The sequence below is a fragment of the Pseudomonas stagnisoli genome, assembly GCF_048595745.1.
GTDB lineage: Bacteria > Pseudomonadota > Gammaproteobacteria > Pseudomonadales > Pseudomonadaceae > Aquipseudomonas > Aquipseudomonas alcaligenes_A.
In genome coordinates this window covers 4,061,890-4,087,988 of sequence record NZ_CP184361.1, presented here as the reverse complement: position 1 = coordinate 4,087,988, position 26,099 = coordinate 4,061,890, and the positions used below count along the sequence as shown (strand labels likewise).

Below are 26,099 nucleotides of genomic sequence, written 5' to 3'. Positions count from 1 at the left end.
GTCGCGCGCTAGACTGCAGGGGAACAAGGCGAGGTGAGTCGTGATGCGGAGAACCCTCTGGCGCTGTCTGGTCGGCCTGCTTGTGTTGGGGTTGAGCGCTGCCGTGCCGGCCCGGTCGCTACAGTTCTACACCGAAGAGTACCCGCCGCTGAACTATTCCCGCGATGGCCGTCCGGTGGGCCTGGCGGTCGACCTGGTGCGCGAACTGTTCGAGCGTACCGGCGATCATGGGCGCATCAGCGTGGTGCCTTGGGCGCGCGGTTATCAGGCGGCGCAGCTCGAGCCGAACACGGCGCTGTTCGTCACCATGCGTACCGCCGAGCGCGAGCGGCTGTTCAAGTGGGTCGGCCCGGTGGTAGTGGCGGTCACCAGTTTCTATGCCCTGCGCGGTTCGGGTATTCGCATCGAGCGCTTCGAGGATGTCAGCCGTATCGGCCAGGTGGCCGTGCCGCGTCAGTGGTACAGCTACCAGACGCTGCAGGCGCGTGGTCTGCCCAATCTGGTCGGGGTGAAGGGCCCGCAGCAGATGATGACCATGTTGCGTCATGGCCGCGTGCCGATGGTGGTGGCCGACAACGTGACCCTGGAAGACCTGCTGGCCTTGGGCAATCTGCGCCTGCAGGACGTCGAACCTCTGCACGGCTTCTTGAGCAGCGCCGCCTATATCGCCTTCTCGCCCAGCACCCCGGACAGCGTGATCCTGAACTGGCAGCAGGCGCTGGACTCGATGAAGCGCGACGGCAGCTTTGCCCTGATCTACAGCCGCTGGCTGCCGGGACAGCCTATTCCCGCCGAGCTACTCACTCCCGCGGGGCGCTGACCGACGCGGCGGCGCGGGCGCGGCAGGCCTGGCGCTCTTGCAGAAACTCGGCGTAACTGATGCGTTGGCGGCTGGCGGAGTTGCTCGGCCTGCCGTCCCGCTGGCCGAGCTGGACCTGCACCCGGAAGTAGCCCAGAGGACGCCCCATGCGCAGCGGCTCGGCGCCGGAGCTGGTCAGTTCCAGGTGCTGCTCGCGGGACAGGGGGCTGAAGGCGCTGAAACAGTTGTCGTGGATCTCCGCCTCACCGTACTGCGGGTTGCTCCAGCGCAGCCCCAGGGTTTCGTTCACCGGGGCGGCCTCGCGCAGGTCCTGGATGTCACCGACCAGGCCGAGTATCGGGCGGTCCGGTATCACTTGTTGCTCTTCGTCCAGCGGGAAATGATAGAGCGGCCGGCCATGGATATCGGCGATCACCATCAGGTCGGGCAGGCGGATCTGGTACTCGGTGCGACCCAGCAGCTTGTCCATAACCTCGATGATCTGGTCATTCCGGCTGCCCCAGTAAAGGACCTCGGGACGGAAGTGCGCGTAGTCGCTACGCAGCTCGTCCAGATCGGCATAGGCCTCGGGGTAGGCGAAGGCCACGGCGGCATCCAGCATCTGCCCGCGATCGGCACGTCCCAGCTGCTGCCAGCTGAAGCCATACAGTGCGCCCAGTTGCCACAGCAGCACGGTAACGCAGAGCAGCAGGCTGAGGCCGTAGCGGCGCAATGCCGGTGCCCCGCCATGGCGCAGGGCGCGCAGCGGAAACAGCAGAAACGCGCGAATCAGTACGCTCAGGCAGAACACCGCCAGCAACAGAAAACCCAGTAGAAACAGCATGCGCCAACTCCCATGTGCGGTTGGCGGCAGTCTGCCGGCGGGCTGTGGAGTTTCTACGCAGGCTGCGTGGAGATTATGTGTCGAGCCTGCTTGATCAGGCGACCGGGCGGCGCATGCCGATATGCGGGATGTTGTCCTCCAGATAGGGCTCGGTCACCGCCAGGAAACCGTAGCGACCGTAGTAATCCTGCAGATGGGCCTGGGCCGAGAGGTAGATCGGTCGTCCCGGCCAGAGCCGGGTGCAGGCCCCGATAGCGTGTTCCATCAGTGCGTGGCCCAGGCCGCTGCCGCGCGCGGCGGGAGCCGTCAGCACACGGCCGATCACCACCTCGCCGCCCTGGGTCGAGGGATCGAGCAGGCGCAGGTAGGCCAGTAGCTGTCCGTCCTGGCGGGCCAGCAGGTGGTGAGTGTCGGCCAGTAGATCCTGGCCATCGACATCCTGATAGGCACAGTTCTGCTCGACCACGAATACGCGCGAACGCAGTTCGAGCAGCGTGTAGAGGTCGCGCGTGCTCAGCGCGGAGTGATGCAGGGTGTGCCAGGTGATGGGCATGGTGGCAGCCTATTCAGAGTGGGGGCAGGCGACAGCAGTGGCCACCGTGCGGGTGCCGGTTCGCGATTGCAGCTCAAGGGGTCGCGGGTTCGTCGAAGCACGCGCGATTACGGCCCTCGGCCTTGGCCCGGTACATGGCCATGTCGGCCTGACGGATCAGGCTGGTGGGGCTGTCGTCGCCATGACTCAGGGCGATGCCGATGCTGGCGCCGATGCGCACCTCGCCGCTGGGCGTATCGATAGGGTGGCCGAGCTGTTCGAGGATACGCTCGGCCACTTGGCGCGCATGATCGGCGGAGGGCAGCGCCTCGCACACCAGGACGAACTCGTCGCCGCCCAGCCGCGCGACCAGATCGCTTTCGCGCGCGCAGGTTTGCAGGCGCATCGCCACAGCGGCCAGCACCTGGTCACCGAGGGCATGGCCATGCAGATCGTTGACCGGCTTGAAGCCATCGAGGTCGATCAGCAGCACCCCCAGTGGTTGTTGGCTGCGCAGGGTGCGGCGCAGGGCCATGTCCAGATGCTGCTGCAGCGCGTTGCGGTTGGCCAGGCCGGTCAGCGGGTCCTGCATGGCCATGGCCTGCAGGCGCTGGTTGGCGGCTGCCAGCTCTTCGGTGCGCTCGGCCACCCGTTGTTCCAGCTGGCGCTCCTGCTGCTGCAGGCTCTGCTCGCGCAGGCGCTTGTGCGCGTTGAAGCGCGCCGCCAGGGCGAAGGACAGCAGGATCATCTCCAGCATCGAGCCGATCTGCATGGCATGCAGGGTGAAGAAGTTCGATGGAATCAGGGCGAAGTTGCGCAGCGCCAGCAGGGCGGCGCCACAGAGCAACATGGTCCAGGCCAGGGCGAAGAAGCCGGCGCCGGGCACGCGATTCTTCACGCTGACGAAGGCGACGCTGAGCAGTAGCGCGCAGACGCTGACGCCGCTGGCAGACATCAGCTGCAGCGCCTGCTGCACCGGCAGCAGCAGGGTCGCCAGGGCGCAGCAGGAGATCACCAGGAACCACAGGCGCAGCGCGCGATCCCAGCGCGGCAGCCACTGCCGGGTGTCGAGGAAGCTGCGGGCGAACAGCAGCGCGATGGCGCCGGCGCCGCTGATACCGAAGGGCAGTGCACGGTTGGTCCACCAACCAGCCTGGGGCCAGAGGAACTGCGCGCCGAGACCGTTGAGGCCGAGCAGACCGACGCAGAAGGTGCCGACGAACAGTACGTAGTAGAGGAAGGGGCGCTCGCGCAGGGCGAGGAACAGCAGCAGGTTGTAGCAGCCGAGGGCGATCAGCGCGCCGCAGTAGATGGCCTGCACCACGTAGCCGCGGATGCTGTGCTGCTCATGCTCGGCACGGCTGTAGAGGGTCGCGCTGAGGGTCATGCTGCCGGCCGAGCTGGCACGCAGGTAGAGGGTGCGACGCTCGCCCGGCTGCAGACGCAGGTCGAACACCGGGGTGCGGTTGCCGACACTGCGCTCGGCGTAGGCGACCATGTCGCCGCTGCGGGCCAGGCGCAGGCCATCGCTGCCGACATCGAACAGCTGCACCAGGTCCAGTGACGGATAGTCCAGCTCCAGGCGCCAGTCGGTCGGTCGCGGGGCCGCGGACTGGACCTTCAGGCGCAGCCAGATGGCGCCGTCGACGTAGCCGAAGCCGAGGTCGCGGCGCCCGGCCGTGCTCTGGAAACGCTGGGGGTCGGCGATCAGCTGCGCCAGCTGCAGGCGTCCTTCGGGGTCGCTGAGTGACTCGATATGGCCCAGCAACGGTAGGGCCGACTGGTTTTCCGTCAGCAGCAGGGTCGCACGAGCCGGCACGGCCAGTAGGCAGAGCAGTAGCAGCAGGGCGTTGCGACAGCGGTGCATCGGGTTTTCCGCATTCAGGAGTGCCGGGGGCGGCCATCCACCAATACTGGCAGAGCGCCAGCGGCGCCGCCAGCGTGCTCCGGGCTTTCCTGGTATCACTCGCCTGATCGAGTAGGCGCGCGATCGCCCTAGACGAATTGCGCGGCGGCGTGCGCCGAGGCCCAGGCCCACTGGAAGTTGAAGCCGCCCAGGTGGCCGGTGACGTCCAGCACTTCACCAATGAAGTACAGGCCCGGTGACTTCTGCGACTCCATGGTCTTCGACGACACCTCGCGGGTGTCGATGCCGCCCAGGGTCACCTCGGCGGTGCGGTAGCCCTCGGTGCCGGCCGGCACCAGGGTCCATTCGGCCAGTTTCTGCGCCACTGCCTCCAGCTCTGCCGGGGTGCACTGCTTGAGCGGCTTGCTGACGAACCATTGCTCGGCCAGCAGGCCGGCCATCTTCTTGGTGAATAGCTCGGCCAGCAGTGTTTTCAGCTCGCTATTCGGCCGCTCGCGCTGCTGTGCTGCCAGCCATTCGGGTAGGTCGATGTGCGGCAGCAGATTGATGCTGATGGCATCGCCCGGCTGCCAGTACGAGGAGATCTGCAGGATCGCCGGTCCGCTCAGGCCGCGGTGGGTGAACAGGATGTTCTCCTTGAAGCTCACGCCGTTGCAGCTCACCACACAGTCCTCCACCGAGGTGCCGGACAGCTCGGTGCACAGCGCCTTGAGCTGTGGCTCGGTGATGGTGAAGGGCACCAGGCCGGCGCGGGTCGGTAGCAGGGTATGGCCGAACTGTTTGGCCACCTGGTAGCCGAAGCCGGTGGCGCCAAGGGTGGGGATGGACAGGCCGCCGGTGGCGATCACCAGCGACTCGCAGCTGAACTCGCCGGCGCTGGTGTGCAGGCGGTAGCCGCTATCCCACCTGGTGATGGTTTCGATGCTGGTGTCCAGGCGCAGGTCGACGCCGTGTTCGTCGCACTCGGCCAGCAGCAGATTGAGGATGTCGCTGGCCTTACGGTCACAGAACAGCTGACCGAGCTTCTTCTCGTGATAGGGCACGTCGTGCTTGACCACCAGTTCGACGAAGTCCCACTGGCTGTAACGGGCCAGGGCCGACTTGCAGAAGTGCGGGTTGTGCGAGAGGAAGTTGGCCGGCTCGCAGTACATGTTGGTGAAGTTGCAGCGCCCGCCACCGGACATGAGGATCTTCTTGCCCGGCTTGTTGGCGTGGTCCAGCAGCAGGACCTGGCGCCCGCGTGCGGCGGCTTGTGCCGCGCACATCAGGCCGGCGGCACCGGCGCCGATGATGATGACCGGGAAGAAGGACACGGCTGAACCTCGATGAGTCGCGAAGCCGCGCATTCTAGCGGAAAGGCGCGGCGAATCCGCGGGCAGTCATCGGCCCGCAGGCGCGGAGGCGCCTGCGGGGTGGGCTCAGCGACCGCTGTTGTGATTGTTACCCTTGGGCTGTTTGCTGTGGGTCTCGCCACCGAAGCTCTGGTTGCGGTCCTCGCCGCGCTTGCGGTTGGTGTTCTTGCCAGGGTTCTGGCAGTTGCTGCAGTACTCGGCCGATTCGACCGGTGCGCTCTTGGCTAGCTGGGAGCCGCATTGGGGACAGTGTTTCATGGCATCACCTCGTCACTGAACGGCCCCGGAATGAGGCCGGCAGTGCGATGGTCGGCGGCTGCGCGGCGCCGACGCAGATGGAACTGCCTCCTCAGGCGGCCTTGGCCTGGGTGATGTCGGCAGGTCCCTTCTGCAGATGCGCCACCAGGGTGCGCAGTGGCCCCAGCTGGCGGCAGATCAGCCCCAGCTGCACCTGCACCAGGCGGTGGCCTTCATCCATGTCATCGGGCAGCTGCTCCAGCTCCTCGGCCAGGCGCTGGTCGGTCTCGTCGTACACCGCCACCGGCTGGTTGTCGCGCAGGCAGGCGGCGATGGCCTCCAGGCTCTGGCTGATGTGGGCCGCCGCGCGGTCGTGCAGGGCATCGCTGGCATCGTCGGCCAGGCTCGCGCGGTGCGCGCCGAGGGCCGAGAGGTAGCTGAGCAGGGTGTGCGACAGCACCAGGAAACGGAAGCCGGTTTCGGCGTCCTTGCGGAAGTGGCCGGGCTCCAGAAGCATGTTGGACAGGGTGGTCGACAGCGCGGCATCGGCGTTGTGCGCGTTGCGTCGGGCCAGGCGGTAGCTGAGGTCGTCACGGGCACCGGACTCGTACTGCTGCATGATCTGCTGCAGGTAGCGGCTGTTGCTGCTGAGGGTGCTGGCCAGCACCTGGTTGAGCTTGCGCCCCTGCCAGTCCGGCAGGATCAGGAATACCGCCAGGCCGGCGATGGTAGTGCCCAGCACGGTATCCACCAGGCGCGGCCAGAGCAGGGTGTAGGCGTCGCTGATCTGGTTGAAGCACAGCACTACCACCAGGGTCATGGCGGTGGTGGCCAGGGTGTAGCGGTCGACCCGGTTGGTGAAGAACACCACCCCGGCCGCCACGGCGAACAGCGACTGCAGCAGCGGATCGGGGAACAGGCGGATCAGTGCCCAGCCCAGTACCAGGCCGATCAGTGTGCCGCCGACCCGCTGCACTAGGCGCAGGCGGGTGGCGCCATAGCTGGGGCGGCAGACGAACAGGGTGGTCAGCAGGATCCAGTAGCCCTGCTGTGGGTGGATCCAGTGCAGCAGGCCATAACCGGCGAGCAAGGCCAGCGACAGACGCAGCGCGTGGCGGAACACCAGGCTGGTGGGGGTGACATGCTGGCGCAGGCGTTCGAGGGCTTCCTTGAAACTTTGTGGCGAGCGGTCGAGCAGGGCGCTGTCCTGCTCGTCGGCCAGAGCGTCCGGATTGCTGGCGCTGGTCAGCTTGCGCTCGAGAGTCGCCAGGTTGCCGGCCAGGGCGCCCAGGGCGCGCAGCAGGCGGCGCCAGGCCGGGTTGTTCTGCTCGCGCAGGTAGGCCATGGAAGCGTCCAGCTCGGCCATCGCCTCGCTGTTGTCGTTGTAGTCGAATGGCTGGCGCAGGCGGATGGCCCTGCCCAGGGCCTGGCAGGCCTTGCCCTGCTGGCTGAGCAGGCGCCCGCAGCGGAACATCACGTCGCTGTGGAAAAAGGCCTCGGCGAGGGCGTTGTAGGGGTAATGCGAGGAGCTGGCGCGTTCATGGATATCCTGCGCGATGAAGTACAGCTTGAGGTAGCGGTTGGTCTTCTGTCCGCTGCGTTTGCGGCTCATGCGGTTGAGGATGACATCCTTGGCCTGATTCAGCGCGGTGACCACTTGACCATTCTGCCGTGCCAGAGCCAGCCGTCGACCTTCCAGATCGATCTTGCGTACTGGCTCGAACAGCGAGGCCTTCAGGCGCAGGTAGCCCCCCAGCTCCTCGAACACCCGGGACAGTGCCTGCTGCACCGGCTGCTGGCTGAACAGCACGCTCCACAGAATGCCGAGCAGGCCATACCAGGCGGCACCGCCGATCAGCAGCAGCGGCTCCTGCCAAAAGCCGCCGCTGGCGTGGCTGCGGTGCTCCAGGCCGATCGCGGTGTAGATCGCCAGAATCAGCGTGGCCTGGGCGACTGCCGCATAGCGCTCGCCGATGCCACCGAGCAGGGTCATGGCGAAGGTGGCCAGGGCCAGGCCCGCGCCGAACAGCCAGGGGTAGGGGAACAGCAACTGCACGGCAGTGGCCGTGGCGCCGAAGCAGGCCAGGGTGACCAGCAGTGCCTGGGTGCGGCCGCGCCAATGGTCGTCGCTCTCGGCCAGGGCGCTGGCAATGCAGCCGAGGAACAACGGAATGACGAAGGCGATGCGGTCCAGGTACCAGCACAGCGCCATGGCTCCAGCCAGGGCGATGAGCACCCGTACACCGTAGGTGAATTTCTCGCGCGCCCAGAGCTGGCGCCAGGTGTGTTGCAAGGATGAGGGCATGGGCGAACGGCTACCCGCCGGGCAGAAAAAGGTGGTTGGCCGAAGCAGACGGCGCGGATGGTCCTCGGGGCACCATTTTTTTTTGACCTTCCGCTCAGAGGATAGCGCTCGTGCCCGGCAAAGAAAAACGGGCCCGTGGGCCCGTCTTCGTCAACCTGGCTGGTGATCAGTCGTCGCCGTCGTCATCGTCGCCGCCGTCGACCTTCATGCCCAGTTCCTTGATCTTGCGGGTCAGGGTGTTGCGGCCCCAGCCCAGCAGTACGGCGGCATCGCGGCGGCGGCCGGCGGTGTGCTTGAGTGCGGTCTCGATCATGATCCGCTCGAAGGCCGGCACGGCGCTGTCCAGCAGGCTCGACTGGCCGCGCGCCAGGGCCTGGTCGGCCCACTGGCGCAGGCCCTGCTCCCAATTGGCGGCCGGGGCATTCTCCTGCGGCTGGCTCAACAGCTCCGGCGGCAGATCATCGATATGCACCTCGCGACCGGAGGCCATGACGGTGATCCAGCGGCAGGTGTTCTCCAGCTGGCGCACGTTACCCGGCCAGGGCAGATGCTTGAGGTAATCCTCGGTCTCGCTCTTCAGCAGCTTGGGTTCCACTGCCAGTTCCTGGGCGGCGCGGGCCAGGAAGTGGCGGGCCAGGGTCGGGATGTCCTCGCGGCGGTCGGCCAGGCGCGGGATGTGGATGCGGATCACGTTGAGGCGGTGGAACAGGTCCTCGCGAAACTTGCCGGCCTGCACCAGCGATTCGAGGTTCTGGTGGGTGGCGGCGATGATGCGTACATCGACCTTGACCGGGGTGTGGCCACCGACGCGGTAGAACTCGCCATCGGCCAGCACGCGCAGCAAGCGGGTTTGCGTATCGGCAGGCATGTCGCCGATTTCGTCGAGGAACAGCGTGCCGCCGTCAGCCTGCTCGAAACGTCCGCGCCGCTGGTTGGCCGCGCCGGTGAAGGCGCCTTTCTCATGGCCGAACAGTTCGGACTCCATCAGGTCCTTGGGAATCGCCGCCATGTTCAGCGCGATAAAAGGTTCGGCCGCACGCGGGCTGTGGCGGTGCAGGGCATGGGCGACCAGTTCCTTGCCGGTACCGGATTCGCCGTTGATCAGCACGGTGATGTTGGAGTGGGAGAGGCGGCCGATGGCGCGGAACACCTCCTGCATCGCCGGCGCCTCGCCGATGATCTCCGGCGTACGCCCCAGTGCCGCCGGCGCCTCCAGGCCCTGCTGCTCCTGGGCGTGCTGGTTGGCACGCTTGACCAGCGAGACGGCCTCGTCGACGTCGAACGGCTTGGGCAGGTACTCGAAGGCGCCGCCCTGGTAGGACGCGACCGCGCTGTCCAGGTCGGAGTGCGCGGTCATGATGATCACCGGCAGGCGCGGATAGAGGTCGCGAATCCGGGCCAGCAGGTCGAGGCCGCTGGCGCCGGGCATGCGGATGTCGGAGATGATCACATCCGGCTGCTGGCGGGTCAGGCGGGTCAGCACGCCGTCGGCGCTGTCGAAACTCTGGGTGGTCATGCCCTCCTGCTGCAGGGCCTTCTCCAGCACCCAGCGGATGGAGCGGTCGTCATCGACGATCCAGACGGTTTCACTGCGGCTCATGACGGTGTGGCTCCTTGGTCCAGGGGCAGGAAGATCGAAAAGACGGTGTGGCCGGGGTGGCTCTCGCATTCGATCAGGCCCTGATGCTGGCTGATGATGTTCTGGGTGATGGCCAGGCCCAGGCCGGTGCCGTCCGGACGGCCGCTGACCATGGGGTAGAAGATGGTTTCCTGCAGCTCTGGCGGAATGCCCGGGCCGTTATCGATGATCTCCATCTTCACCACCAGGCGGTGGCGGGTGTGGCCGATGGTGAACTGGCGCAGGGTGCGGGTGCGCAGGCTGATACGGCCCAGGCGCAGGTCGCTTTGGCTCGACAGCGCCTGCAGGGCGTTGCGCACTATATTGAGCACGGCCTGGATCAGCTGCTCGCGGTCGATCAGCAGGTCGGGGATGCTCGGGTCGTAGTCGCGCACCAGGGTGATGCTGCCCTGGGCTTCGGCCTCGATCAGGCTGGCGACGCGCTCCAGTACCTCGTGGATGTTGGTCATGGAGAGGCTCGGCAGCTTGTTCGAGCCGAGCATGCGGTCGACCAGGTTACGCAGGCGATCCGCTTCCTCGATGATCACGTTGGTGTAGTCGCGCAGGCCGTCGTCCGGCAGCTCCCGGGCCAGCAGCTGCGCCGCGCCGCGAATGCCGCCGAGCGGGTTCTTGATCTCGTGGGCCAGGCCACGCACCAGCAGCTTGGTGGTCTCCTGCTTGGACAGCTGCGCTTCCTCCTTGGTGATGCGCAGCAGGCGGTCGCGCGGGTGCACTTCCAGCAGCAGCAGGGTCTGGCCGCGGTTGAGGATTGGCGTCACCGCATAGTCGACGGTGATGGTCTGGCCAGAAAGCGAGGTGAGCATCGCCTCGCGCTTGGTAAAAGGGTGGGCGTGTTCCACGGCCTGGCGCAGCGAGCTGAGCGCCTCGGGCGACTCGGTGAACAGTTCACTGATGAACTGGCCGTGGCTGCGCTGGCCGCTGACCGCCAGGAGCATCTCGGCGGCCGGATTCATGTATTCCAGGCGCAGCTCGGCGTTGAGCAGGATGGTTGCGGTGGTCAGGTTATCCAGCAGTAGGCGGTGCAGCGCGTCGTTGATCATGGCAGGTCTGGGTCCTGGCGATGGGCTGGAAAATGCAAAAAGCAAACCAAGGCCCCGAAAAGACGCGCATCTTTGCCCGGCGCCGCTCTTCAGGCTGCGTTTCGGCGCAGCCGGCGACGGATCGAGTGAACCAAAACAGGGAGAGTATAGAAATCGGTGCAGCTCAATGCATCAAAGTGGTGCATTGTTCCGGACTTTCAGATGAAGGGGACCAGCGGAATGTCCTTGGGCGGATCTTTTGGCTTGTCCTCGATTGGACATTCCGGGCGCACCCCCCAGTCCTTCTTCTTGCAAGGATTGGCGCGGCGTTTCTCTGCCAAGGAAATGCGCTTCATGTGGAAGGGCTGGGCAGGCGTGCGTTCGACGATGCGCCCCTGAGGGTCAACTATTTCAACTGATATCTGATGAGTGCCTCGGTCGATATTTTCCAGGGAAAAAACCGGGCTTGCACCCGGAGTGCCCACTGGTTTGCCGTCCATGATCAAGCGAAAGCCGTGGCCAGGATGTAGGCCGGGCTCACTGGTGGCGGTAATGATCAAACTACCGGCCATGTCACGAATGGTGGCATCCGGCTCGGGAATCAGGATGCGCAATACCTGATAGCCGAGCTCGCGGGGGATTGCCTCTGGTACAGCTTCAGGGGGTTGAATTTTGCCTGCCGGCATGCCGTTGGATGGTGCTAGCTCAATGCGCTCGGCGTGCTCCGACTGCGGTTGGTCGGTAAAGACCCTGTTCCCTTCGCTATCGATGTAGGTGTAAACGCCGGCCTGGGCACCTAGGGTAAACAGTCCAGCCAGCAAGGCTGCAGATACATGACGCATGATAAGTCCAGTGCGAGCTCTATCGGGGCGCGGGATTTACACGGGCGGGGCTATTCACGCTGATGCGCTGCACAGTGAAAACCACCGTGGGGCTCTGCTGTATCTGGCGCTCTCCGTTGATGACTTCGACGGCGAGGCTGTGTTCGCCTCGGTCTATGTTGGTCAGCTGCAGCCGCGGTACGTTGCTGGGTTGGCCGTAAGGTTGGCCGTCCAGCAGCAGGCGGAATGCATGGCCGGGCTGTAGGCGGGGTTTGATCTTTACCCCGACACTAAAGGTGCCGTTGTTGGCACGCAGCGCCTCGTCGCTCGGAATGTCGGTCAGGGTCAGCTCACTATAAGGGGGCAGGTTCTGAGGCGGCGCTTCTGGTTGCTTGATTTCCAGCGGCTGCTGAGCCTCCACGGTATTGGTCGGCTTCAGCTCCACGGACTCGCTGGCCTGGCCTTCCGGGGGCTGGTTGGTGAAGACCGTGTTGCCGTTGGCATCGGTGTATTTGTAGATCTGCGCGGTGGCCGGCAGGGCGAGGACGCAGAGCAGGCAGGCGGTGAGCAGGCGCATCGTCGGGCTCCTGAATGATTCTGCGAGCAAGGGTTGCACCGCTGCGCCTGCCTGGCAAGTACAAGGGGCGCTCGGCGTGGCCTGGCGCAAGAAAATCCGCAGACAAAAAAAGGCCTCCCGAAGGAGGCCTCTTTCAAGCCGGCCGCATGAGCGGTCGGGACTGGATCAGACGCTGTAGTACAGGTCGTATTCCAGCGGGTGCACGAAGGTGCGCACCTTGATTTCTTCTTCGGATTTCAGCTCGATGTAGGCATCGATGAAGTCGTCGGAGAACACGCCGCCCTTGGTCAGGAACGCACGGCCCTTGTCCAACTCTTCCAGAGCTTCCTTCAGGCTGCCGCAAACCTGCGGAATGTTGGCAGCTTCTTCCGGCGGCAGGTCGTACAGGTTCTTGTCGGCAGCATCGCCCGGGTGGATCTTGTTCTGGATGCCGTCGATACCGGCCATCAGCAGAGCGGCGAAGGCCAGGTACGGGTTGGCAGCCGGGTCAGGGAAGCGCGCTTCGATGCGGCGGGCTTTCGGGCTGGAAACGTACGGGATACGGATCGAGGCGGAACGGTTACGGGCCGAGTAGGCCAGCATCACCGGAGCTTCGAAGCCCGGGACCAGACGCTTGTAGGAGTTGGTCGACGGGTTGGTGAAGCCGTTCAGGGCCTTACCGTGCTTGATGATGCCGCCGATGAAGTACAGGGCGGTCTCGGACAGACCGGCATAGCCTTCGCCAGCGAAGGTGTTCTTGCCGTCTTTGGAGATCGACATGTGCACGTGCATGCCCGAACCGTTGTCGCCGTACAGCGGCTTCGGCATGAAGGTAGCGGTCTTGCCGTAGGCATCGGCCACATTGTGCACGCAGTACTTCAGGGTCTGAACTTCGTCAGCCTTGTTGACCAGGGTGTTGAACTTCACGCCGATTTCGTTCTGACCGGCAGTCGCCACTTCGTGGTGGTGAACTTCGACGACCAGGCCCATTTCTTCCATGGCGTTGCACATGGCGGTACGGATTTCGTGGTCGTGGTCGCACGGCGGAACCGGGAAGTAACCACCTTTGACGGCCGGGCGGTGGCCCTTGTTGCCGCCTTCGATGTCGGCGTCGGTGTTCCAGGAACCCTGCTCGGAGAAGATCTTGAACATGGAACCGGAGATGTCGGACTTGAACTTCACTTCGTCGAAGATGAAGAACTCCGGCTCCGGGCCGACGAAGACGGTGTCACCGATACCGGTGGTCTTCAGGAAGGCCTCGGCGCGCTTGGCGATGGAGCGCGGGTCACGATCGTAGCCTTGCATGGTGCTTGGCTCGATGATGTCGCAGACCAGGATCAGGGTCGGCTCTTCGGTGAACGGGTCCAGCACGGCGGTTTCGTCGACCGGCAGCAGGATCATGTCGGAGGCTTCGATGCCCTTCCAGCCGTGGATGGAGGAACCGTCGAACATCTTGCCGTGCTCGAAGAAATCTTCGTCCAGGGCGTCACGGGCCGGCATGGTCACGTGGTGCTGCTTGCCCTTGGTGTCAGTGAAGCGCAGGTCTACCCACTTCACGTCGTGTTCTTTAATCAGTTGAATCGACTTCGACATGCTGTCCTCCAGGTGGATGGGGCCGGCTGAGCCTGCCTCCGGAATTGGTGCTAAGCCGGGCGCGATAGTCCGCCAGACCAGGCTGCCTCACAAGGGAGCAAATTGCATGCCAGTGCCCCGGAATGGGCTGGAGGCCTGAAACTCAGGGCTTGTGCGGGCTGTGGCCATTTTTTGAACATTTTTGCGCACCGAATCGGTGCTACTTAATCGTAAGGTGCACTTTTTTGGTGCTTTTTGCGGGTGCTTATTGTTTTTGATCAAAGCTTGAACAATTTCCGCTATAATCCGCGCCCCTGTTTTTTGGCATCCTGCCCGGCCCCCGCTATTTCATGAAACTGATCGTCAAACCCTTCGCGGAAATCACCATCAAGAGCCGGCCGGTGCGCAAGCAGTTCATCCGCCAGCTGGCGAAGAACATCCGCACGGTGCTGCGCGACCTGGATCCCGAGTTGGAGGTGCAGGGCGAGTGGGACAACCTTGATCTGATCAGTGGGGTGACCGAGCCGAAGGTGCAGGCGGAGATGTTTGAGCGCCTGCGTTGTACGCCGGGCGTCGCCCACTTCCTCGAAGTGCACGAGTATCCCTACGTCGATTTCGACGACACCTTCGAGAAGTGCCGTGCGCACTTTGGTGCGCAAATCGCCGGCAAGGTCTTCGCCGTGCGCTGCAAGCGCGCTGGCAACACCCATGATTTCTCCTCGGTGGACCTGGCGACCCATGTCGGCAGCCGCCTGCGTCGCGAGTGCGGTGCCGCCGGCATCGACCTGAAGAAGCCCGAGGTCGAGGCGCGCTTCGAGGTGCGTTATGACCGCCTACTGATCGTCCATGCCCAGCACGAGGGCCTCGGTGGCTACCCGCTGGGTTCGATCGAGCAGACGCTGGTGCTGATGAGCGGCGGCTTCGATTCCACGGTCGCCGCCTACCAGATGATGCGCCGCGGTCTGCTCACCCACTTCTGCTTCTTCAACCTCGGCGGCCGTGCCCACGAACTGGGCGTGATGGAAGTGGCGCACCACCTGTGGCAGAAGTTCGGCAGCTCGCACCGCGTACTCTTTATCAGCGTGCCTTTTGAAGAAGTCGTGGGCGAAATTCTTGGCAAGGTCGACAACAGCCAGATGGGCGTGGTGCTCAAGCGCATGATGCTGCGGGCCGCCAGCCGCATCGCCGAGGACCTGCACATCGACGCGCTGGTCACCGGCGAGGCGATCAGCCAGGTGTCCAGCCAGACGCTGCCGAACCTCTCGGTGATCGACGCGGTCACCGACACCCTGGTACTGCGCCCGCTGATCGCCTCGCACAAGCAGGACATCATCGATACCGCCGTGCGCATCGGCACCGCCGAATACGCCAAGAACATGCCCGAATACTGCGGGGTGATCTCGGTCAACCCGACCACCAAGGCCAAGCCCATGCGCATCGAGCACGAGGAGAGCCAGTTCGACATGGCCATCCTCGAGCGCGCCCTGGAGCGTGCGACGCGGGTGACGGTGGACAAGGTGATCGATGAGCTGGGCAAGGACCTGCAGGTCGAGATCGTCGCCGAGGCGCTGGCCGGGCAGATCGTGCTCGATATCCGTCATCCGGATGCCGCCGAAGACGAGCCGCTGCAGCTCGACGGCGTCGAGGTGCAGGCCCTGCCGTTCTATGCGCTGAACAACCGTTTCAAGGAACTGGATGAGACCCGCCAGTACCTGCTGTATTGCGACAGGGGCGTCATGAGCCGCCTGCATGCCCACCATCTGCTTAGCGAGGGGCATGCCAATGTTCGCGTCTATCGCCCGCATTAAAAGGGCCGGCCTGCTCGGTGGCAGTATCCGCCACCGCCCTCCCGACCAGCTTCGCGGCGCGTAATCCCGAATTCACAACGGCCAGGCACACTGCCAGGTCACAGCTTTCAGAATCATCAATCGAGACGACATCGTGATCGAAAAACTGCGCAATATCGCCATCATCGCCCACGTCGACCATGGCAAGACCACCCTGGTAGACAAGCTGCTGAAGCTCTCCGGCACCCTCGACCGCAAAGAAGCGGAATCCGAGCGCGTGATGGACTCCAACGACCAGGAAAAAGAGCGCGGCATTACCATCCTGGCGAAGAACACCGCCATCAAGTGGAACGGCTACAACATCAACATCGTCGACACCCCCGGCCACGCCGACTTCGGCGGTGAGGTTGAGCGCGTGATGTCGATGGTCGACTCCGTGCTGCTGGTGGTCGACGCCCAGGACGGCCCGATGCCGCAGACCCGTTTCGTGACCCAGAAGGCGTTCAAGGCCGGCCTGCGTCCGATCGTGGTGGTGAACAAGATCGACCGTCCGGGCGCGCGTCCGGACTGGGTTATCGACCAGATCTTCGACCTGTTCGACAACCTCGGCGCCACCGACGAGCAGCTGGACTTCCCGATCGTCTACGCCTCGGCCCTGAACGGCATCGCCGGCATGGACCACGAGAAGATGGACGACAACATGGACGCACTGTTCCAGGCCATCATCGATCACGTGCCGGTTCCGGACGTTGACGTCGACGGCCCGTTCCAGATGCAGATTTCCCAGCTGGACTACAACAGCTTCCTCGGCGTGATCGGCATCGGCCGTATTGCCCGTGGCCGCATCAAGACCAACACCCCGGTGGTGGCGATCAGCGATGACGGCACCAAGCGCAACGGTCGCGTGCTGAAGATCATGGGCCACTCCGGCCTGCAGCGCGTGGAAGTGGCCGAGGCCGAAGCCGGCGACATCGTCTGCGTCTCGGGTATGGACGAGCTGTTCATCTCCGACACTCTGTGCGACCCGCAGCACGTAGAAGCGCGTCCGCCGCTGACCGTCGACCAGCCGACCGTGAGCATGACCTTCCAGGTCAACGACTCGCCGTTCGCCGGTAAAGAAGGCAAGTTCGTCACCAGCCGCAACATCAAGGACCGTCTGGACAAGGAACTGCTGCACAACGTGGCTCTGCGCGTCGAAGCCGGTGATTCCGCCGAGAAGTTCAAGGTCTCCGGTCGTGGCGAGCTGCACCTCTCGGTACTGATCGAAACCATGCGCCGTGAAGGCTTCGAGCTGGCCGTGGGCCGCCCGGAAGTGGTGATCATCGAGAAGGATGGCGTCAAGCAGGAGCCGTACGAGAACGTCACCATCGACATCGAGGAACAGCACCAGGGTCCGGTGATGGAGCAGATGGGCATGCGCAAGGGCGACATGACCAACATGATCCCCGACGGCAAGGGCCGTATCCGTCTGGAATACGTGATCCCGGCGCGTGGCCTGATCGGCTTCCGTAACGCCTTCCTGACCATGACCTCGGGTACCGGTATCCTGACCTCGACCTTCGACCACTACGGTCCGGTCAAGGCTGGTGAAGTCGCCCACCGCCAGAATGGCGTGCTGGTCTCCATGGCCACCGGCACCGCGCTGACCTACTCCCTGGAAACCCTGCAGGACCGCGGCAAGCTGTTCCTGAGCCCGGGTGACGAAGTCTACGAAGGCCAGCTGGCCGGCATCCACAGCCGCGACAACGACCTGGTGATCAACCCGACCAAGGCCAAGAAGCTCGACAACATGCGCGCTTCCGGCAAGGACGAGACCATCCAGCTGACCCCGGCGCTGAAATTCACCCTGGAACAGGCGTTGGAGTTCATCGACGAAGACGAGCTGGTGGAAGTGACGCCGAAGTCGATCCGTCTGCGCAAGAAAATGCTCAACGAGAACGACCGCAAGCGCTACGAGCGCAGCAAGGTCTGATCCTCGCGCAGTCAATGAAAAGCCCCCGGCGGAGCGATCCGCCGGGGGCTTTTTCTTGCCGCTGCGTTTACAGCAGGGTCGGGCAGCTGACGCCGACCGCGGCGAAGGCGGCAACCACCTCGGCGCTGCCGTAGCTGCGGTTCTGCGCCGAGCGGATCACGCCGCAGGCGCCCTGCGCGAAGCTGCTGGTCTCGGTCCAGTAGAAGCGGTTGGCGTCGACGAACACCTCGAAGGCCTTGCGCGTGTTCCAGTCGGGGGTGCGGCTGAGCAGGTAGAAGGCGCGGTTGTACACGCCGCTGGAGTGGTGCACGTCGATGCCGTCATGGTACTGCGCGGCATGTTCGATGGAGGCGCCGTCGCGGCTGGGCTGGTCCATGTAGCGCAGCGCGCCGCTGCCCTTGAAGATGTCGGCACCGACCTTCCAGTCGTTGCTGCCTTTCATGAAGTATTCGGCGGCTTCGCCGGCCATGTCCGAGAAGGCCTCGTTGATACCGCCGGACTGGCCTTCGTAGACCAGGCCCGAGTTCAGCTCGGTAAAGCCGTGGCTGACCTCGTGGGCCGACACGTCCAGCGACACCAGCGGGTAGAAACGGCTGCGGCCGTCGCCGAAGGTCATCGCCTGACCATCCCAGAAGGCATTTTCGTAGCCGTTGCCGTAGTGCACCTTCATGTACAGCTTGCGTTCGTTGAGCGGGCGCAGGCCGCCAAACCAGCTGCCGTACATCTGGAACACCAGATTGCCGAAGTAGTGCGCATCGTTGAGCGGGGCGAAAGCGCCATTGATGGCCTTGTAGTCGTTGTACGGGCAGGCGAAGCGGAAAGGCGTGACGCTACTGTTGTCGTAGCGCTGGTTGAGGTTGACGGTGATCACGTCACCGCTGTTCATCTGGCAGTCACGGCTGACGATCAGCGGGCCGTACTGGGTGCCATAGAGGTATTGGCCGGTCTTGCTGTTGCCGCCCGGGCCGCTGGCCTCGGCGTGGGCCAGGCCCTCCCAGCGCAGCAGCAGCTCGCCGCTGTTGGCCTCGATCATGAAGTGCGGGCGTGACGGTTTGGCGCCGCCGAGGAAGAAGGACACCACATAGGCCAGCTGGGCCTGGCCCTGCTCGCCCTGGCGTACCACCAGTTCGCTCTGCTCGTTGCGCGGCGGCAGTGCGCTGGCAACCAGCCCCCTGGCCTGCTGCAGGGCCTGCTCGCGCGTCAGCGTCGGGGTGGCGCCACGGGTCAGGTCCTGCTCGATGCCGACCAGCATGCGCCCGCTGCGCTGGGGGCGCGGGCCGCTGGCTTCGGTGATGGCCTCGCCCCACACGCGTATGCCCTTGTAGAACTGCTGATAGCGGGTCACGCGGGTGCCGTTGGGCAGGCGTGCGCTGCTGTCGGCATCGAGTTCTTCCGGGGCCAGGCCGAGGGTGCTGTGGATATCGCCAGCGGCGACGCCGGCGCGGGGCTGCGGCAGGCTGGCAACATCCACCAGCTCGGCGGCGAAGGTGGTGGCAGGGGCGGCCAGGCTGGCCAGTAACAGCGACTGCGGGATCAGTTTCCTAGGCATGGTCTTCTCCTGGATGGGGCGGAGGGGTGCTCCGGGGGCTTAGGTTCCGGCCGCCTTGTGGGCGGCGCGGAGTGCTCATCGCCGTTGCTGGGCGGGTAGCCCTGCCAGAGGCGATGAAAAGGGAAGGCAGTCAGGCATGGCGCCAGGGGCGCCGCTGTGGTGGAAGGCTCAGACGAAGCGCAGGGTGACCCGTCGGTTGTGCCGGCTCTTCTTCTCGATCTTGTCGCAGACCACCGCGCCGATCTCGGCGGTGTTGCGCACATGGGTGCCGCCGCAGGGTTGCAGGTCGACGCCGGGGATTTCGATCACCCGGACCATGCCGTGGTTGGCGGGCGGCGGGATGCGCGTGCGGCACAGTTGCAGCAGGCGGTTGTATTCGCCGGCCGGCAGCTCCTGTGCGCGCACCTCCAGGGCGGCGCCGATCAGCTCGTTGAGCTGTGCGGTGATCTGTTCCTTGTCGAGGGTCGACTCGGGCAGGTCGAAGTCCAGGCGGCCCTTGTCGGCGGCGATGCTGCAGCCGGTCACCGGGGCGTCGACAAGGGCGCACAGCAGGTGCAGGCAGGTATGCATGCGCATGTGGCGATGGCGCAGTTCCCAGTCCAGGCAGCCCTGCACCTCCATGCCCGCCTGTAGGGCGATGGCTGCGCCGGGCTCCAGTTGATGCCAGATGAGCGCGCGCAGCAGCGGATCACGCTGGGTGCCGAGCACCGCCACGGCCGAGCCGTCCGGCAGCAGCAAGTGCCCCTGGTCGCCGGGCTGGCCACCACCGGTGGGGTAGAACAGCGTCTGGTCGAGCGCTACGCCCTGCTCGCTGACGGCCAGCACGCGGGCGGTGAAGCAGTGCTGATAGGGCGCCTCGTCGAACAGGGCGCGGGTCTGCAGGGTCAACGCCGACATGGGTCAGCCTCCTAGGCTCAGCAGGTGGGGTTTGAGTACCGTGCTCACCAGGCTGCTCAGGCCGGGCGGGTCGAGCAGGGTGATGTCCTGGCCATCGACGCGCAGGTGCAACGGGTAGCAGGGCGGTGGCACCACGGCGCCGAGATTGCGCAGGCGGTACTGGCGGTGGTGGCGCTCGCGCACCGTGCATTCCAGGCGCAGGCAGGCGAGTGGGTGATGGTCGGCATCGAGCACGCTGATGTCCTCGGCGTCCGGCAGTTCACCGACCAGGTGCAGGCGCTCGCCCAGGGCGAAGGCGCCGAGGAAGCCGCGGCCGCCGGCCTGCCCGCTGCGCTGCAGCTGCAGCTGGTTGGCGATGCTGACACGGGTGTTGGCAGGCACGTCGCGGGTGATCACGCAGGCCGGGCTGATGAACACTTGGTCGCCGATGTCCACCGCGCCGAGTATGCGCGCGCCGGCGCCGACCTCCACGCCATGGCCCAGCCTGGGGTGGCGCTTGCCGCCGGGGTTGTCGGCGATACCGCAGGCGCCCAGGGTCACGCCGCTGAGCAGGTAGCAGTCGTCGCCGATTTCGCAGGTTTCGCCGATCACGGTGCCGAAGCCGTGATCCAGCACGAAACGCCGGCCGATGCGAGCCGCCGGGTGAATCTCCACCCCGGACTGCAGCTTGCCGGTATTGGCCAGGCGGTGGGCGATGATCTCGCGGTCGGGCAGCTCGCCGAGCCGCCAGACCTGGTGTGCCAGGCGGTGGTAGAGCACCGCCTTGAACGAGGCGTAGGTGTCGAGGATCAGCTCGCTGCGCCCGCCGGAGGCCGGGTCGCGCTCGGCATAGGCCTGCACGTCCTCGCTCACCTGGCGCACGGCGGTGTCCATGAGGCCGTCCAGGTGTGGCAGCAGCAGCTCCATCTGCGCTGGCTGCAGCGCATGCACCAGGTGGTCGAGCAGCACATCGTAGAGCTTCAGTCTGTCGAGGTAGGTGCGCATCCCATCGTCCTTCACGGGTCAGTCGAAGTGGGCCAGGTAGCTGTCGACGCCGTCGTAGATCAGCGTCAGCACCCGGGTTCCGCGCGGCAGTTCAGTGGCCAGCTTGGCGATGGCTGCCAGGTTGGCCGCCGATGACAGCCCGAGGCTGACCGCGTCGCTGCGCATGGTCTGGCGTACCCGCGCCAGGCAGTCCTGCTTGGAAACCTTGAGCATGCCGTCGAGCACGCCGAGGTTGAGGATGGCCGGTACCAGGCCGATGGACAGACCCTGGATCTCGTGCGGCGCGTGGCGGTCGGCGAGCAGGTCGCACTGCTCCGGCTCCACGCCGAACACCCGCAGCTGCGGCCAGGCCGCCTTGAGTGTTTCGCCCAGGCCGGTGACGTGGCCGCCGGTGCCGATGCCGGCCACCAGGCAGTCCGGTGGTAGCGTGGCGAAGTCGCGCAGAATCTCCTGTGCGGTGGTGCGCCGATGGATTTCCGGGTTGGCCGGGTTGCGCTGCTGGTTGAGCATGACGTAGCCGGGGTTTTCCAGCTGCAGCGCCATGGCCAGCTCGCCGTGCGAGTTGTTGCCGCGGCGGCTGTCGGACAGCACCACCTCGGCGCCGTACAGGCGCAGCAGCTTCTGCTTCTCCGGGCTGTAGTTGTCGGGTATCACTAGGACCACGCGGTAGCCGAGGATGTTGCCGGCGATGGCCAGGCCGATGCCGGTGTTGCCGCCACTCGGTTCGATGATGGTCTGGCCGCTGCCAGGGCTCAGGATGCCGCGGGCCTCGGCGTCGCGCACCATGGCCAGGGCAATGCGCGCCTTGTGGCTGCCGCCCGGGTTGAGCGATTCCAGCTTGGCGTAGACCTCCAGCCCGGTTTCCGCGCTGAAGGCGGCCAGGCGGACCACCGGCGTCTCGCCGATGGCCTGCAGCAAGGATTCATGGATCATCGCGCGACCTCAGTACAGCGGCATGTCGGGGTCGATGTCGCGCGCCCAGGCCTTGAGCCCGCCCTGCAGCACCTGCAGGCGCGAAAAGCCGGCCTCCAGCAGTCGCTGGGCGGCGCGTTCGGCGCGCGGGCCGCCGTAGCAGATCAGGCACAGCGGTCGCTCAGGGTCGAGTTCGTGGAGGTGCTGGTCCAGCTCGCCCAGCGGGATATTGCGTGCCTGCGCCAGGCCGCACACTTCCAGTTCGTTGGCTTCGCGCACGTCGAGCAACTGCAGGTCCTCGCAGCGGCTCAGGCTCAGCTGCAGCCGCTGCGGGCTGACCAGCAGCTCCGCCGGCAGCGCCGTGTCGCGCACGGCGCTGGCACACTGCACCGGAGCCTCGCTCTGCAGGCTGCGGTCGCGGCGTGTCGGTGAGCAGCTGGGGCAGTCGGGGCGGCGCTTGAAGCGCACCTCGCTGAAGGTCATGGCCAGCGCATCGAAGCGCATCAGACGCCCGACCAGGGGCTCGCCGATGCCGAGGATCAGCTTGATCGCCTCGGTGGCCTGGATCAGTCCGACCACCCCCGGCAACACGCCGATCACCCCGCCGGCGTTGCAGTTGGGCGCCAGTTCGGCGGGCGGGCTCTGCGGGTAGAGGCAGCGGTAGCAGGGGCCCTCGCGGTAGTTGAACAGGCTCATCTGGCCGTCGAAGCGATGCAGGGCGCCATACACCAGTGGGCGCCCGAGCAGCACGCAGGCATCGTTGAGCAGGTAGCGGGTGGTGAAGTTGTCGGTGCCGTCGATCACCAGGTCATAGTCGCTGACCAGCTGCAGGGCGTTGTCCGCCGTCAGCGCGCAGTCGTGGGCGTCGATGCGGATAGCGGGGTTGAGGTCGAGCAGGCGGCGCCGCGCCGACTCGACCTTGGGCATGCCCAGGGTGCCGCTGCCGTGTACCACCTGGCGTTGCAGGTTGCTGCTCTCGACCCGGTCGAAGTCCACCAGGCCGAGGGTACCGATGCCGGCGGCGGCCAGGTACAGGCTGACCGGCGAGCCCAGGCCGCCGGTACCGATGATCAGTACGCGCGCCTGCTTCAGGCGCAGCTGGCCCTGGCGGCCGACGTCGGGCAAGGTGATGTGGCGTACGTAGCGGCGTACCTCGTCGTTGCTCAGCTCATCGCAGTCCAGTCCACCGGAGGTGGCCAGCAGGATCTCCAACTCGGCATCGGCCGGCAGCGGGCTGTCGGCTTCCAGCAGCTCGCCGCCGGCGGTGAGCAGGAAGTGCTCCTTGAACTGGTCGTTGCCGTAGAACAGGTGCTCGCGCAGCTCCGTATGGCGCGTGCAGATGTCTTCGACCAGTTCGCGAACCGTCGCGCCGGCCCCCTCCAGTCGGGTGGCGGGCAATCTGGCGACACGACCCAGCACTTCCGGAACAATCACCACACTCATAGCCAAACCTCCTTTATCAATGGCTATCGGGGGAGCCGGGGAACTCCCGGCTGCAGACGAATTCTTCTCCGTTCCACTCGAACAGCTTGGCGCCCTGCGCCTCGCCGGCGCGCACGTCCACCACCAGGTAGGCCACCGGATGGATCGGCTGGCCCATGAACAGCGCCTTGTCCGCGTCTTCGCGGCTGAAGTAGGCGCCGACATCGGGATGCGAGTGGTAGATCACCCGGACCGGGTTGTCGCTGCGCAGGCTGCGGTTGAGCAGCAGGGTGTCGGCCACCGCGAAGGTGTAGCCGTTGGCGGCGCTGCGCCGGTACACCTCGGGATCGAGGCGGTTGAGCTGGTTCTGGATGTTCTCGCCGAGGTGCACGCGGGCGTCGGCGAAGACGAAGCCGCAGCATTCCTCGGGGTAGGTGGCGGCGGCATGGCGGTAGATGGCCTGTAGCGCCTGCGGGTCAAGGGCGTCCTGGTGGTTCATCGCGTCAGACCTGCTTGGCCAGGAGCTTTTCCACCGGCACCTTGGTGATGGCGAATCCGGCCAGCAGCAGCGCGGAGTACAGCGCCAGGTCACGGGAGATCGGCTGGCCTTCGTACCAGGAACCGATGATCACGGCGAATACCGGGAAAATGATGAAGACGAAGGACAGGATCACCGGGCTCAGGCGCTTGAGCAGGAAGAAATAGACGATGAAGCCGCCGACCGAAGCGCACAGGCCGAGGTAGGTCAGCGCCATCCAGGAGCGCGTGCTGATCGCGGCGAAGTCCGGCTGCTCCACGCCCAGGCCGACCAGGCACAGCATCATGCCGGCCAGGCCAATGGGCAGGGTGTTGTAGGTGATCACGCTGATCTCGGCACCCTGTTTCTTGGTCACCACGTAGCACAGCGCGTGCATCACCGCGGCGGCGAGGATGGCCAATACGCCGGCGAATTCATCGTGCGCCAGGCTCAGGCCCTGGCTGCGCAGGATCATGTACAGGCTGGCAAAACCGATACCGATGCCTGCCACCTGCGACAGGTAGATGCGCTCGCGCAGGAACAGCGCGGAAAAGATCAGGATGAACACCGGCATGCAGCTGAACAGCAGGGCGGTGAGGCCGGAGGAGACATGGGTCTCGCCGTAGTTGAGCAGGTAGTAGGGCAGGCTGAAGTAGCCCAGGGTGACGAAGACGAAAAAGCCCAGGTGGCTGCGCGGGAAGAGGATCGAGTCACCGCGGATCAGCGCGAAGCTGAGGAACAGCGGGAAGGCGATGAGAAAGCGCAGGCCGGAGGCGGTCAGCGGCGGTACGGTCTCCACGGCAATCTTGATGCCCAGCCAGGTGGTGCCCCAGCTCAGGCACACGGTGAGGAACAGCAGGCTGGTGATCAGGGCGGCCAGCCACTGCCCCCTGACTTTTCCGGTGTTTGCAATTGCTGCGGACATTGGCATGATGACAATCCTTCGTGATCACAAAATTGACCCCTTAAATCCAGAGATCAATTGGCATTGATACTGGTCAATGAGGCTATTTGGACGAAAAATGGCTGTCAAACCAATTATTGACACGGTGTCAATGCTGCGCGACGCGTTAAGCTCGGGGCATGGCGCCAAGTACAAACGTCTCGCCGAGGCCATGGAGCGGCGCATCCTCGATGGCAGCATCGAGGGCGGTGCCAAGCTGCCGCCGCACCGCAGCCTGGCCGATCGCCTGGGGGTGACCATCGGTACGGTCAGCCGGGCCTATGCCGAGCTGGAGCGCATGGGGCTGGTGGTGGCGCGGGTCGGCGACGGCACCTTCGTGCGCCAGCGCGACCTCGAGCGCAAGCGCGACATCGGCTTCAGCAACTTCGTCGAGGAACGGCCCGAGCAGTTCGACATGAGTCGCAACATGCACATCCCTGGTGCCGAGACCAGCCTGCTGGCGCAGAGCCTGCTGGAGCTGGCGCGCAACCCGCAGACGCTGGCCGAGATGACCCTGTACACGCCGGACGCCGGCCTGCCGCGCTATCGCCAGGCCGGTGCGCGCTGGCTGGCCCATGGCGATTTCCGCCCCCAGGCCGAGCAGGTGCTGTGCGTCAACGGCGGCCAGCACGGCCTGCTCTGCACCCTGATGGCCCTGCTGCGCGCTGGCGATACCCTGATCACCGAGCAGCTCACCTACCCTGGGCTGATCAGCGCCGCGCGCATGCTCGGCATCAAGCTGCTCGGTGCGGCGATGGATGAGGAAGGGCTGATCCCGGCGGCGCTCGACGAGCTGTGCCGGCAACACCGCATTTCCGCCCTGTACTGCACGCCGACCCTGCAGAACCCGACCACCGGCGTGCTGTCCGTGGCGCGGCGCGAAGCGCTGGTCGCCGTGTGTCGCGAGCACAACCTGTTGATCATCGAGGACGAGGCGCATGCGGTGCTGGTCGAGGACCGTCCGCCGCCGCTGAGTTTCTACGCTCCCGAGCGCAGCGTGCTGATCGGCAGCCTGAGCAAGGCGGTGGCCGCCGGGTTGCGGGTGGGCTACCTGCATGCGCCAGTGCCGCTGATCAGCCGCATCGCTGCCGCCCTGCGCGGCAGCTGCTGGATGGCCACGCCGCTGGCGATGGAGCTGGCCAGTGGCTGGATCGAAAGCGGCATCGCGGAGAAGCTGCTGGGCCAGCAGATCATCGAGATCGGCCGGCGCAAGCAGCTGGTCGAGGGCCTGCTGCAGGGCCTGAGCTACCGCACCCATCCGCAGTGCCCGCACTTCTGGATCGAGGTACCCGAGCCCTGGCGGGCCTCGGACGTCGAGGCCGAGCTGAAGCTGAAGAACTACCTGGTCGCCACGGCGGAGGCCTTCGCCGTCGGGCGCGCGGCAGTGCCGCAATTCGTCCGCGCCAGTGTCAGCAATGCTTCGCACGACGACGCGCTGCTGCTGCAGGGCTTCCAGGCGCTGAGCAACAGCCTGCGCCAGGGCAGCGATCCGTTCGCCGAGTGATCCCGGTCGGCCCGTACGGCGTCTTTTTGCACCTGGATGGCGCAATGCTTCTATCGTTTAGCTCATGAA

The 26,099-nt window shown here is 65.5% G+C and carries 20 protein-coding genes and 1 pseudogene; 4 read left to right on the top strand and 17 right to left on the bottom strand.

Annotated elements, in window-relative coordinates; all coding sequences use genetic code 11:
- Positions 1–43: 43 nt before the first annotated feature.
- Positions 44–820, top strand: coding sequence for a substrate-binding periplasmic protein (locus ACOAPY_RS19600; RefSeq protein ID WP_465154423.1), 777 nt, complete (start codon positions 44–46; stop codon positions 818–820).
- Here the strand turns inward: ACOAPY_RS19600 and ACOAPY_RS19595 are convergent.
- From ACOAPY_RS19595 to glnA, 11 genes are all read right to left on the bottom strand, one after another.
- Positions 801–1,643, bottom strand: a complete 843-nt coding sequence (locus ACOAPY_RS19595; protein WP_465154422.1) for a hypothetical protein — start codon at positions 1,641–1,643, stop codon at positions 801–803. The two genes, ACOAPY_RS19600 and ACOAPY_RS19595, sit on opposite strands and share 20 nt — an antisense overlap.
- Before the next feature lie 94 nt (positions 1,644–1,737).
- Positions 1,738–2,196 carry a GNAT family N-acetyltransferase gene (locus ACOAPY_RS19590; protein ID WP_465154421.1) on the bottom strand — a complete coding sequence of 153 codons (459 nt, stop codon included), beginning with the start codon at positions 2,194–2,196 and terminating at the stop codon, positions 1,738–1,740.
- A gap of 73 nt (positions 2,197–2,269) precedes the next feature.
- On the bottom strand, positions 2,270–4,042 hold the full coding sequence (locus ACOAPY_RS19585; protein ID WP_465154420.1) for a 7TM diverse intracellular signaling domain-containing protein: 1,773 nt from the start codon (positions 4,040–4,042) through the stop codon (positions 2,270–2,272).
- Positions 4,043–4,170: 128 nt separating this feature from the next.
- Entirely contained in the window at positions 4,171–5,355 is a 1,185-nt protein-coding gene (locus ACOAPY_RS19580; protein WP_465154419.1) for a BaiN/RdsA family NAD(P)/FAD-dependent oxidoreductase, read from the bottom strand.
- A 105-nt stretch (positions 5,356–5,460) separates the two neighbouring features.
- Positions 5,461–5,652 carry a hypothetical protein gene (locus tag ACOAPY_RS19575; RefSeq protein WP_061903110.1) on the bottom strand — a complete coding sequence of 64 codons (192 nt, stop codon included), beginning with the start codon at positions 5,650–5,652 and terminating at the stop codon, positions 5,461–5,463.
- 91 nt (positions 5,653–5,743) lie between these two features.
- Positions 5,744–7,936, bottom strand: a complete 2,193-nt coding sequence (gene yccS, locus ACOAPY_RS19570; protein WP_076581087.1) for a YccS family putative transporter — start codon at positions 7,934–7,936, stop codon at positions 5,744–5,746.
- Between the two features lie 166 nt (positions 7,937–8,102).
- Complete coding sequence (gene ntrC, locus ACOAPY_RS19565; RefSeq protein ID WP_465154418.1) at positions 8,103–9,536, bottom strand: nitrogen regulation protein NR(I); 1,434 nt, start codon at positions 9,534–9,536, stop codon at positions 8,103–8,105.
- A complete protein-coding gene (gene glnL, locus ACOAPY_RS19560) occupies positions 9,533–10,615 on the bottom strand; it encodes a nitrogen regulation protein NR(II) (protein ID WP_076581083.1) in 1,083 nt (360 codons plus the stop codon). The genes ntrC and glnL overlap by 4 nt, the downstream gene beginning before the upstream one ends.
- A gap of 197 nt (positions 10,616–10,812) precedes the next feature.
- Positions 10,813–11,436: a DUF4124 domain-containing protein gene (locus ACOAPY_RS19555; protein ID WP_465154417.1), complete on the bottom strand. Its 624-nt coding sequence runs from the start codon at positions 11,434–11,436 to the stop codon at positions 10,813–10,815.
- Between the two features lie 19 nt (positions 11,437–11,455).
- Positions 11,456–11,992, bottom strand: a complete 537-nt coding sequence (locus ACOAPY_RS19550; RefSeq protein WP_465154416.1) for a DUF4124 domain-containing protein — start codon at positions 11,990–11,992, stop codon at positions 11,456–11,458.
- A gap of 165 nt (positions 11,993–12,157) precedes the next feature.
- Entirely contained in the window at positions 12,158–13,564 is a 1,407-nt protein-coding gene (gene glnA / locus ACOAPY_RS19545; RefSeq protein ID WP_076427497.1) for a glutamate--ammonia ligase, read from the bottom strand.
- 329 nt (positions 13,565–13,893) lie between these two features.
- Between glnA and thiI the strand changes: the two genes are divergently transcribed.
- Together thiI and typA are read left to right on the top strand one after the other, a co-directional pair.
- The gene (gene thiI / locus ACOAPY_RS19540; protein ID WP_465154415.1) at positions 13,894–15,351 is read left to right on the top strand and encodes a tRNA uracil 4-sulfurtransferase ThiI; all 1,458 of its coding nucleotides are present in this window, start codon (positions 13,894–13,896) and stop codon (positions 15,349–15,351) included.
- 133 nt (positions 15,352–15,484) lie between these two features.
- A complete protein-coding gene (gene typA / locus ACOAPY_RS19535) occupies positions 15,485–17,302 on the top strand; it encodes a translational GTPase TypA (RefSeq protein WP_076427501.1) in 1,818 nt (605 codons plus the stop codon).
- 67 nt (positions 17,303–17,369) lie between these two features.
- Here typA and ACOAPY_RS19530 read toward each other — a convergent pair whose 3' ends face one another.
- The 6 genes and pseudogenes from ACOAPY_RS19530 to ACOAPY_RS19505 form a co-directional block, all read right to left on the bottom strand.
- Positions 17,370–18,851, bottom strand: coding sequence for a M4 family metallopeptidase (locus ACOAPY_RS19530; RefSeq protein WP_465154414.1), 1,482 nt, complete (start codon positions 18,849–18,851; stop codon positions 17,370–17,372).
- 168 nt (positions 18,852–19,019) lie between these two features.
- Positions 19,020–19,748 (bottom strand): alanyl-tRNA editing protein, encoded by a 729-nt coding sequence (locus tag ACOAPY_RS19525; protein ID WP_465154413.1) that lies wholly within the window; start codon positions 19,746–19,748, stop codon positions 19,020–19,022.
- 3 nt (positions 19,749–19,751) lie between these two features.
- Positions 19,752–20,732, bottom strand: coding sequence for a serine O-acetyltransferase (locus ACOAPY_RS19520; protein ID WP_465154412.1), 981 nt, complete (start codon positions 20,730–20,732; stop codon positions 19,752–19,754).
- A gap of 18 nt (positions 20,733–20,750) precedes the next feature.
- The gene (locus ACOAPY_RS19515; RefSeq protein WP_465154411.1) at positions 20,751–21,665 is read right to left on the bottom strand and encodes a PLP-dependent cysteine synthase family protein; all 915 of its coding nucleotides are present in this window, start codon (positions 21,663–21,665) and stop codon (positions 20,751–20,753) included.
- 9 nt (positions 21,666–21,674) lie between these two features.
- A pseudogene (gene moeB, locus ACOAPY_RS19510) lies at positions 21,675–23,565 on the bottom strand (molybdopterin-synthase adenylyltransferase MoeB).
- A gap of 4 nt (positions 23,566–23,569) precedes the next feature.
- Positions 23,570–24,508, bottom strand: a complete 939-nt coding sequence (locus tag ACOAPY_RS19505; RefSeq protein WP_465156877.1) for a DMT family transporter — start codon at positions 24,506–24,508, stop codon at positions 23,570–23,572.
- 97 nt (positions 24,509–24,605) lie between these two features.
- Here ACOAPY_RS19505 and ACOAPY_RS19500 point away from each other — a divergent pair, with 97 nt between their 5' ends.
- On the top strand, positions 24,606–26,030 hold the full coding sequence (locus tag ACOAPY_RS19500) for an aminotransferase-like domain-containing protein (RefSeq protein WP_465154410.1): 1,425 nt from the start codon (positions 24,606–24,608) through the stop codon (positions 26,028–26,030).
- Positions 26,031–26,099 lie beyond the last annotated feature (69 nt).

Coding starts and splice junctions, on each gene's coding strand:
- ACOAPY_RS19550 (WP_465154416.1), bottom strand. CDS start 11,992: ATGCGCCTGCTCACCGCCTGCCTGCTCTGCGTCCTCGCCCTGCCGGCC.
- yccS (WP_076581087.1), bottom strand. CDS start 7,936: ATGCCCTCATCCTTGCAACACACCTGGCGCCAGCTCTGGGCGCGCGAG.
- thiI (WP_465154415.1), top strand. CDS start 13,894: ATGAAACTGATCGTCAAACCCTTCGCGGAAATCACCATCAAGAGCCGG.
- ntrC (WP_465154418.1), bottom strand. CDS start 9,536: ATGAGCCGCAGTGAAACCGTCTGGATCGTCGATGACGACCGCTCCATC.
- ACOAPY_RS19515 (WP_465154411.1), bottom strand. CDS start 21,665: ATGATCCATGAATCCTTGCTGCAGGCCATCGGCGAGACGCCGGTGGTC.
- ACOAPY_RS19590 (WP_465154421.1), bottom strand. CDS start 2,196: ATGCCCATCACCTGGCACACCCTGCATCACTCCGCGCTGAGCACGCGC.
- ACOAPY_RS19600 (WP_465154423.1), top strand. CDS start 44: ATGCGGAGAACCCTCTGGCGCTGTCTGGTCGGCCTGCTTGTGTTGGGG.
- ACOAPY_RS19500 (WP_465154410.1), top strand. CDS start 24,606: ATGGCTGTCAAACCAATTATTGACACGGTGTCAATGCTGCGCGACGCG.
- glnL (WP_076581083.1), bottom strand. CDS start 10,615: ATGATCAACGACGCGCTGCACCGCCTACTGCTGGATAACCTGACCACC.
- ACOAPY_RS19530 (WP_465154414.1), bottom strand. CDS start 18,851: ATGCCTAGGAAACTGATCCCGCAGTCGCTGTTACTGGCCAGCCTGGCC.
- ACOAPY_RS19520 (WP_465154412.1), bottom strand. CDS start 20,732: ATGCGCACCTACCTCGACAGACTGAAGCTCTACGATGTGCTGCTCGAC.
- ACOAPY_RS19525 (WP_465154413.1), bottom strand. CDS start 19,748: ATGTCGGCGTTGACCCTGCAGACCCGCGCCCTGTTCGACGAGGCGCCC.
- glnA (WP_076427497.1), bottom strand. CDS start 13,564: ATGTCGAAGTCGATTCAACTGATTAAAGAACACGACGTGAAGTGGGTA.
- ACOAPY_RS19505 (WP_465156877.1), bottom strand. CDS start 24,508: ATGTCCGCAGCAATTGCAAACACCGGAAAAGTCAGGGGGCAGTGGCTG.
- ACOAPY_RS19585 (WP_465154420.1), bottom strand. CDS start 4,042: ATGCACCGCTGTCGCAACGCCCTGCTGCTACTGCTCTGCCTACTGGCC.
- ACOAPY_RS19575 (WP_061903110.1), bottom strand. CDS start 5,652: ATGAAACACTGTCCCCAATGCGGCTCCCAGCTAGCCAAGAGCGCACCG.
- ACOAPY_RS19595 (WP_465154422.1), bottom strand. CDS start 1,643: ATGCTGTTTCTACTGGGTTTTCTGTTGCTGGCGGTGTTCTGCCTGAGC.
- ACOAPY_RS19555 (WP_465154417.1), bottom strand. CDS start 11,436: ATGCGTCATGTATCTGCAGCCTTGCTGGCTGGACTGTTTACCCTAGGT.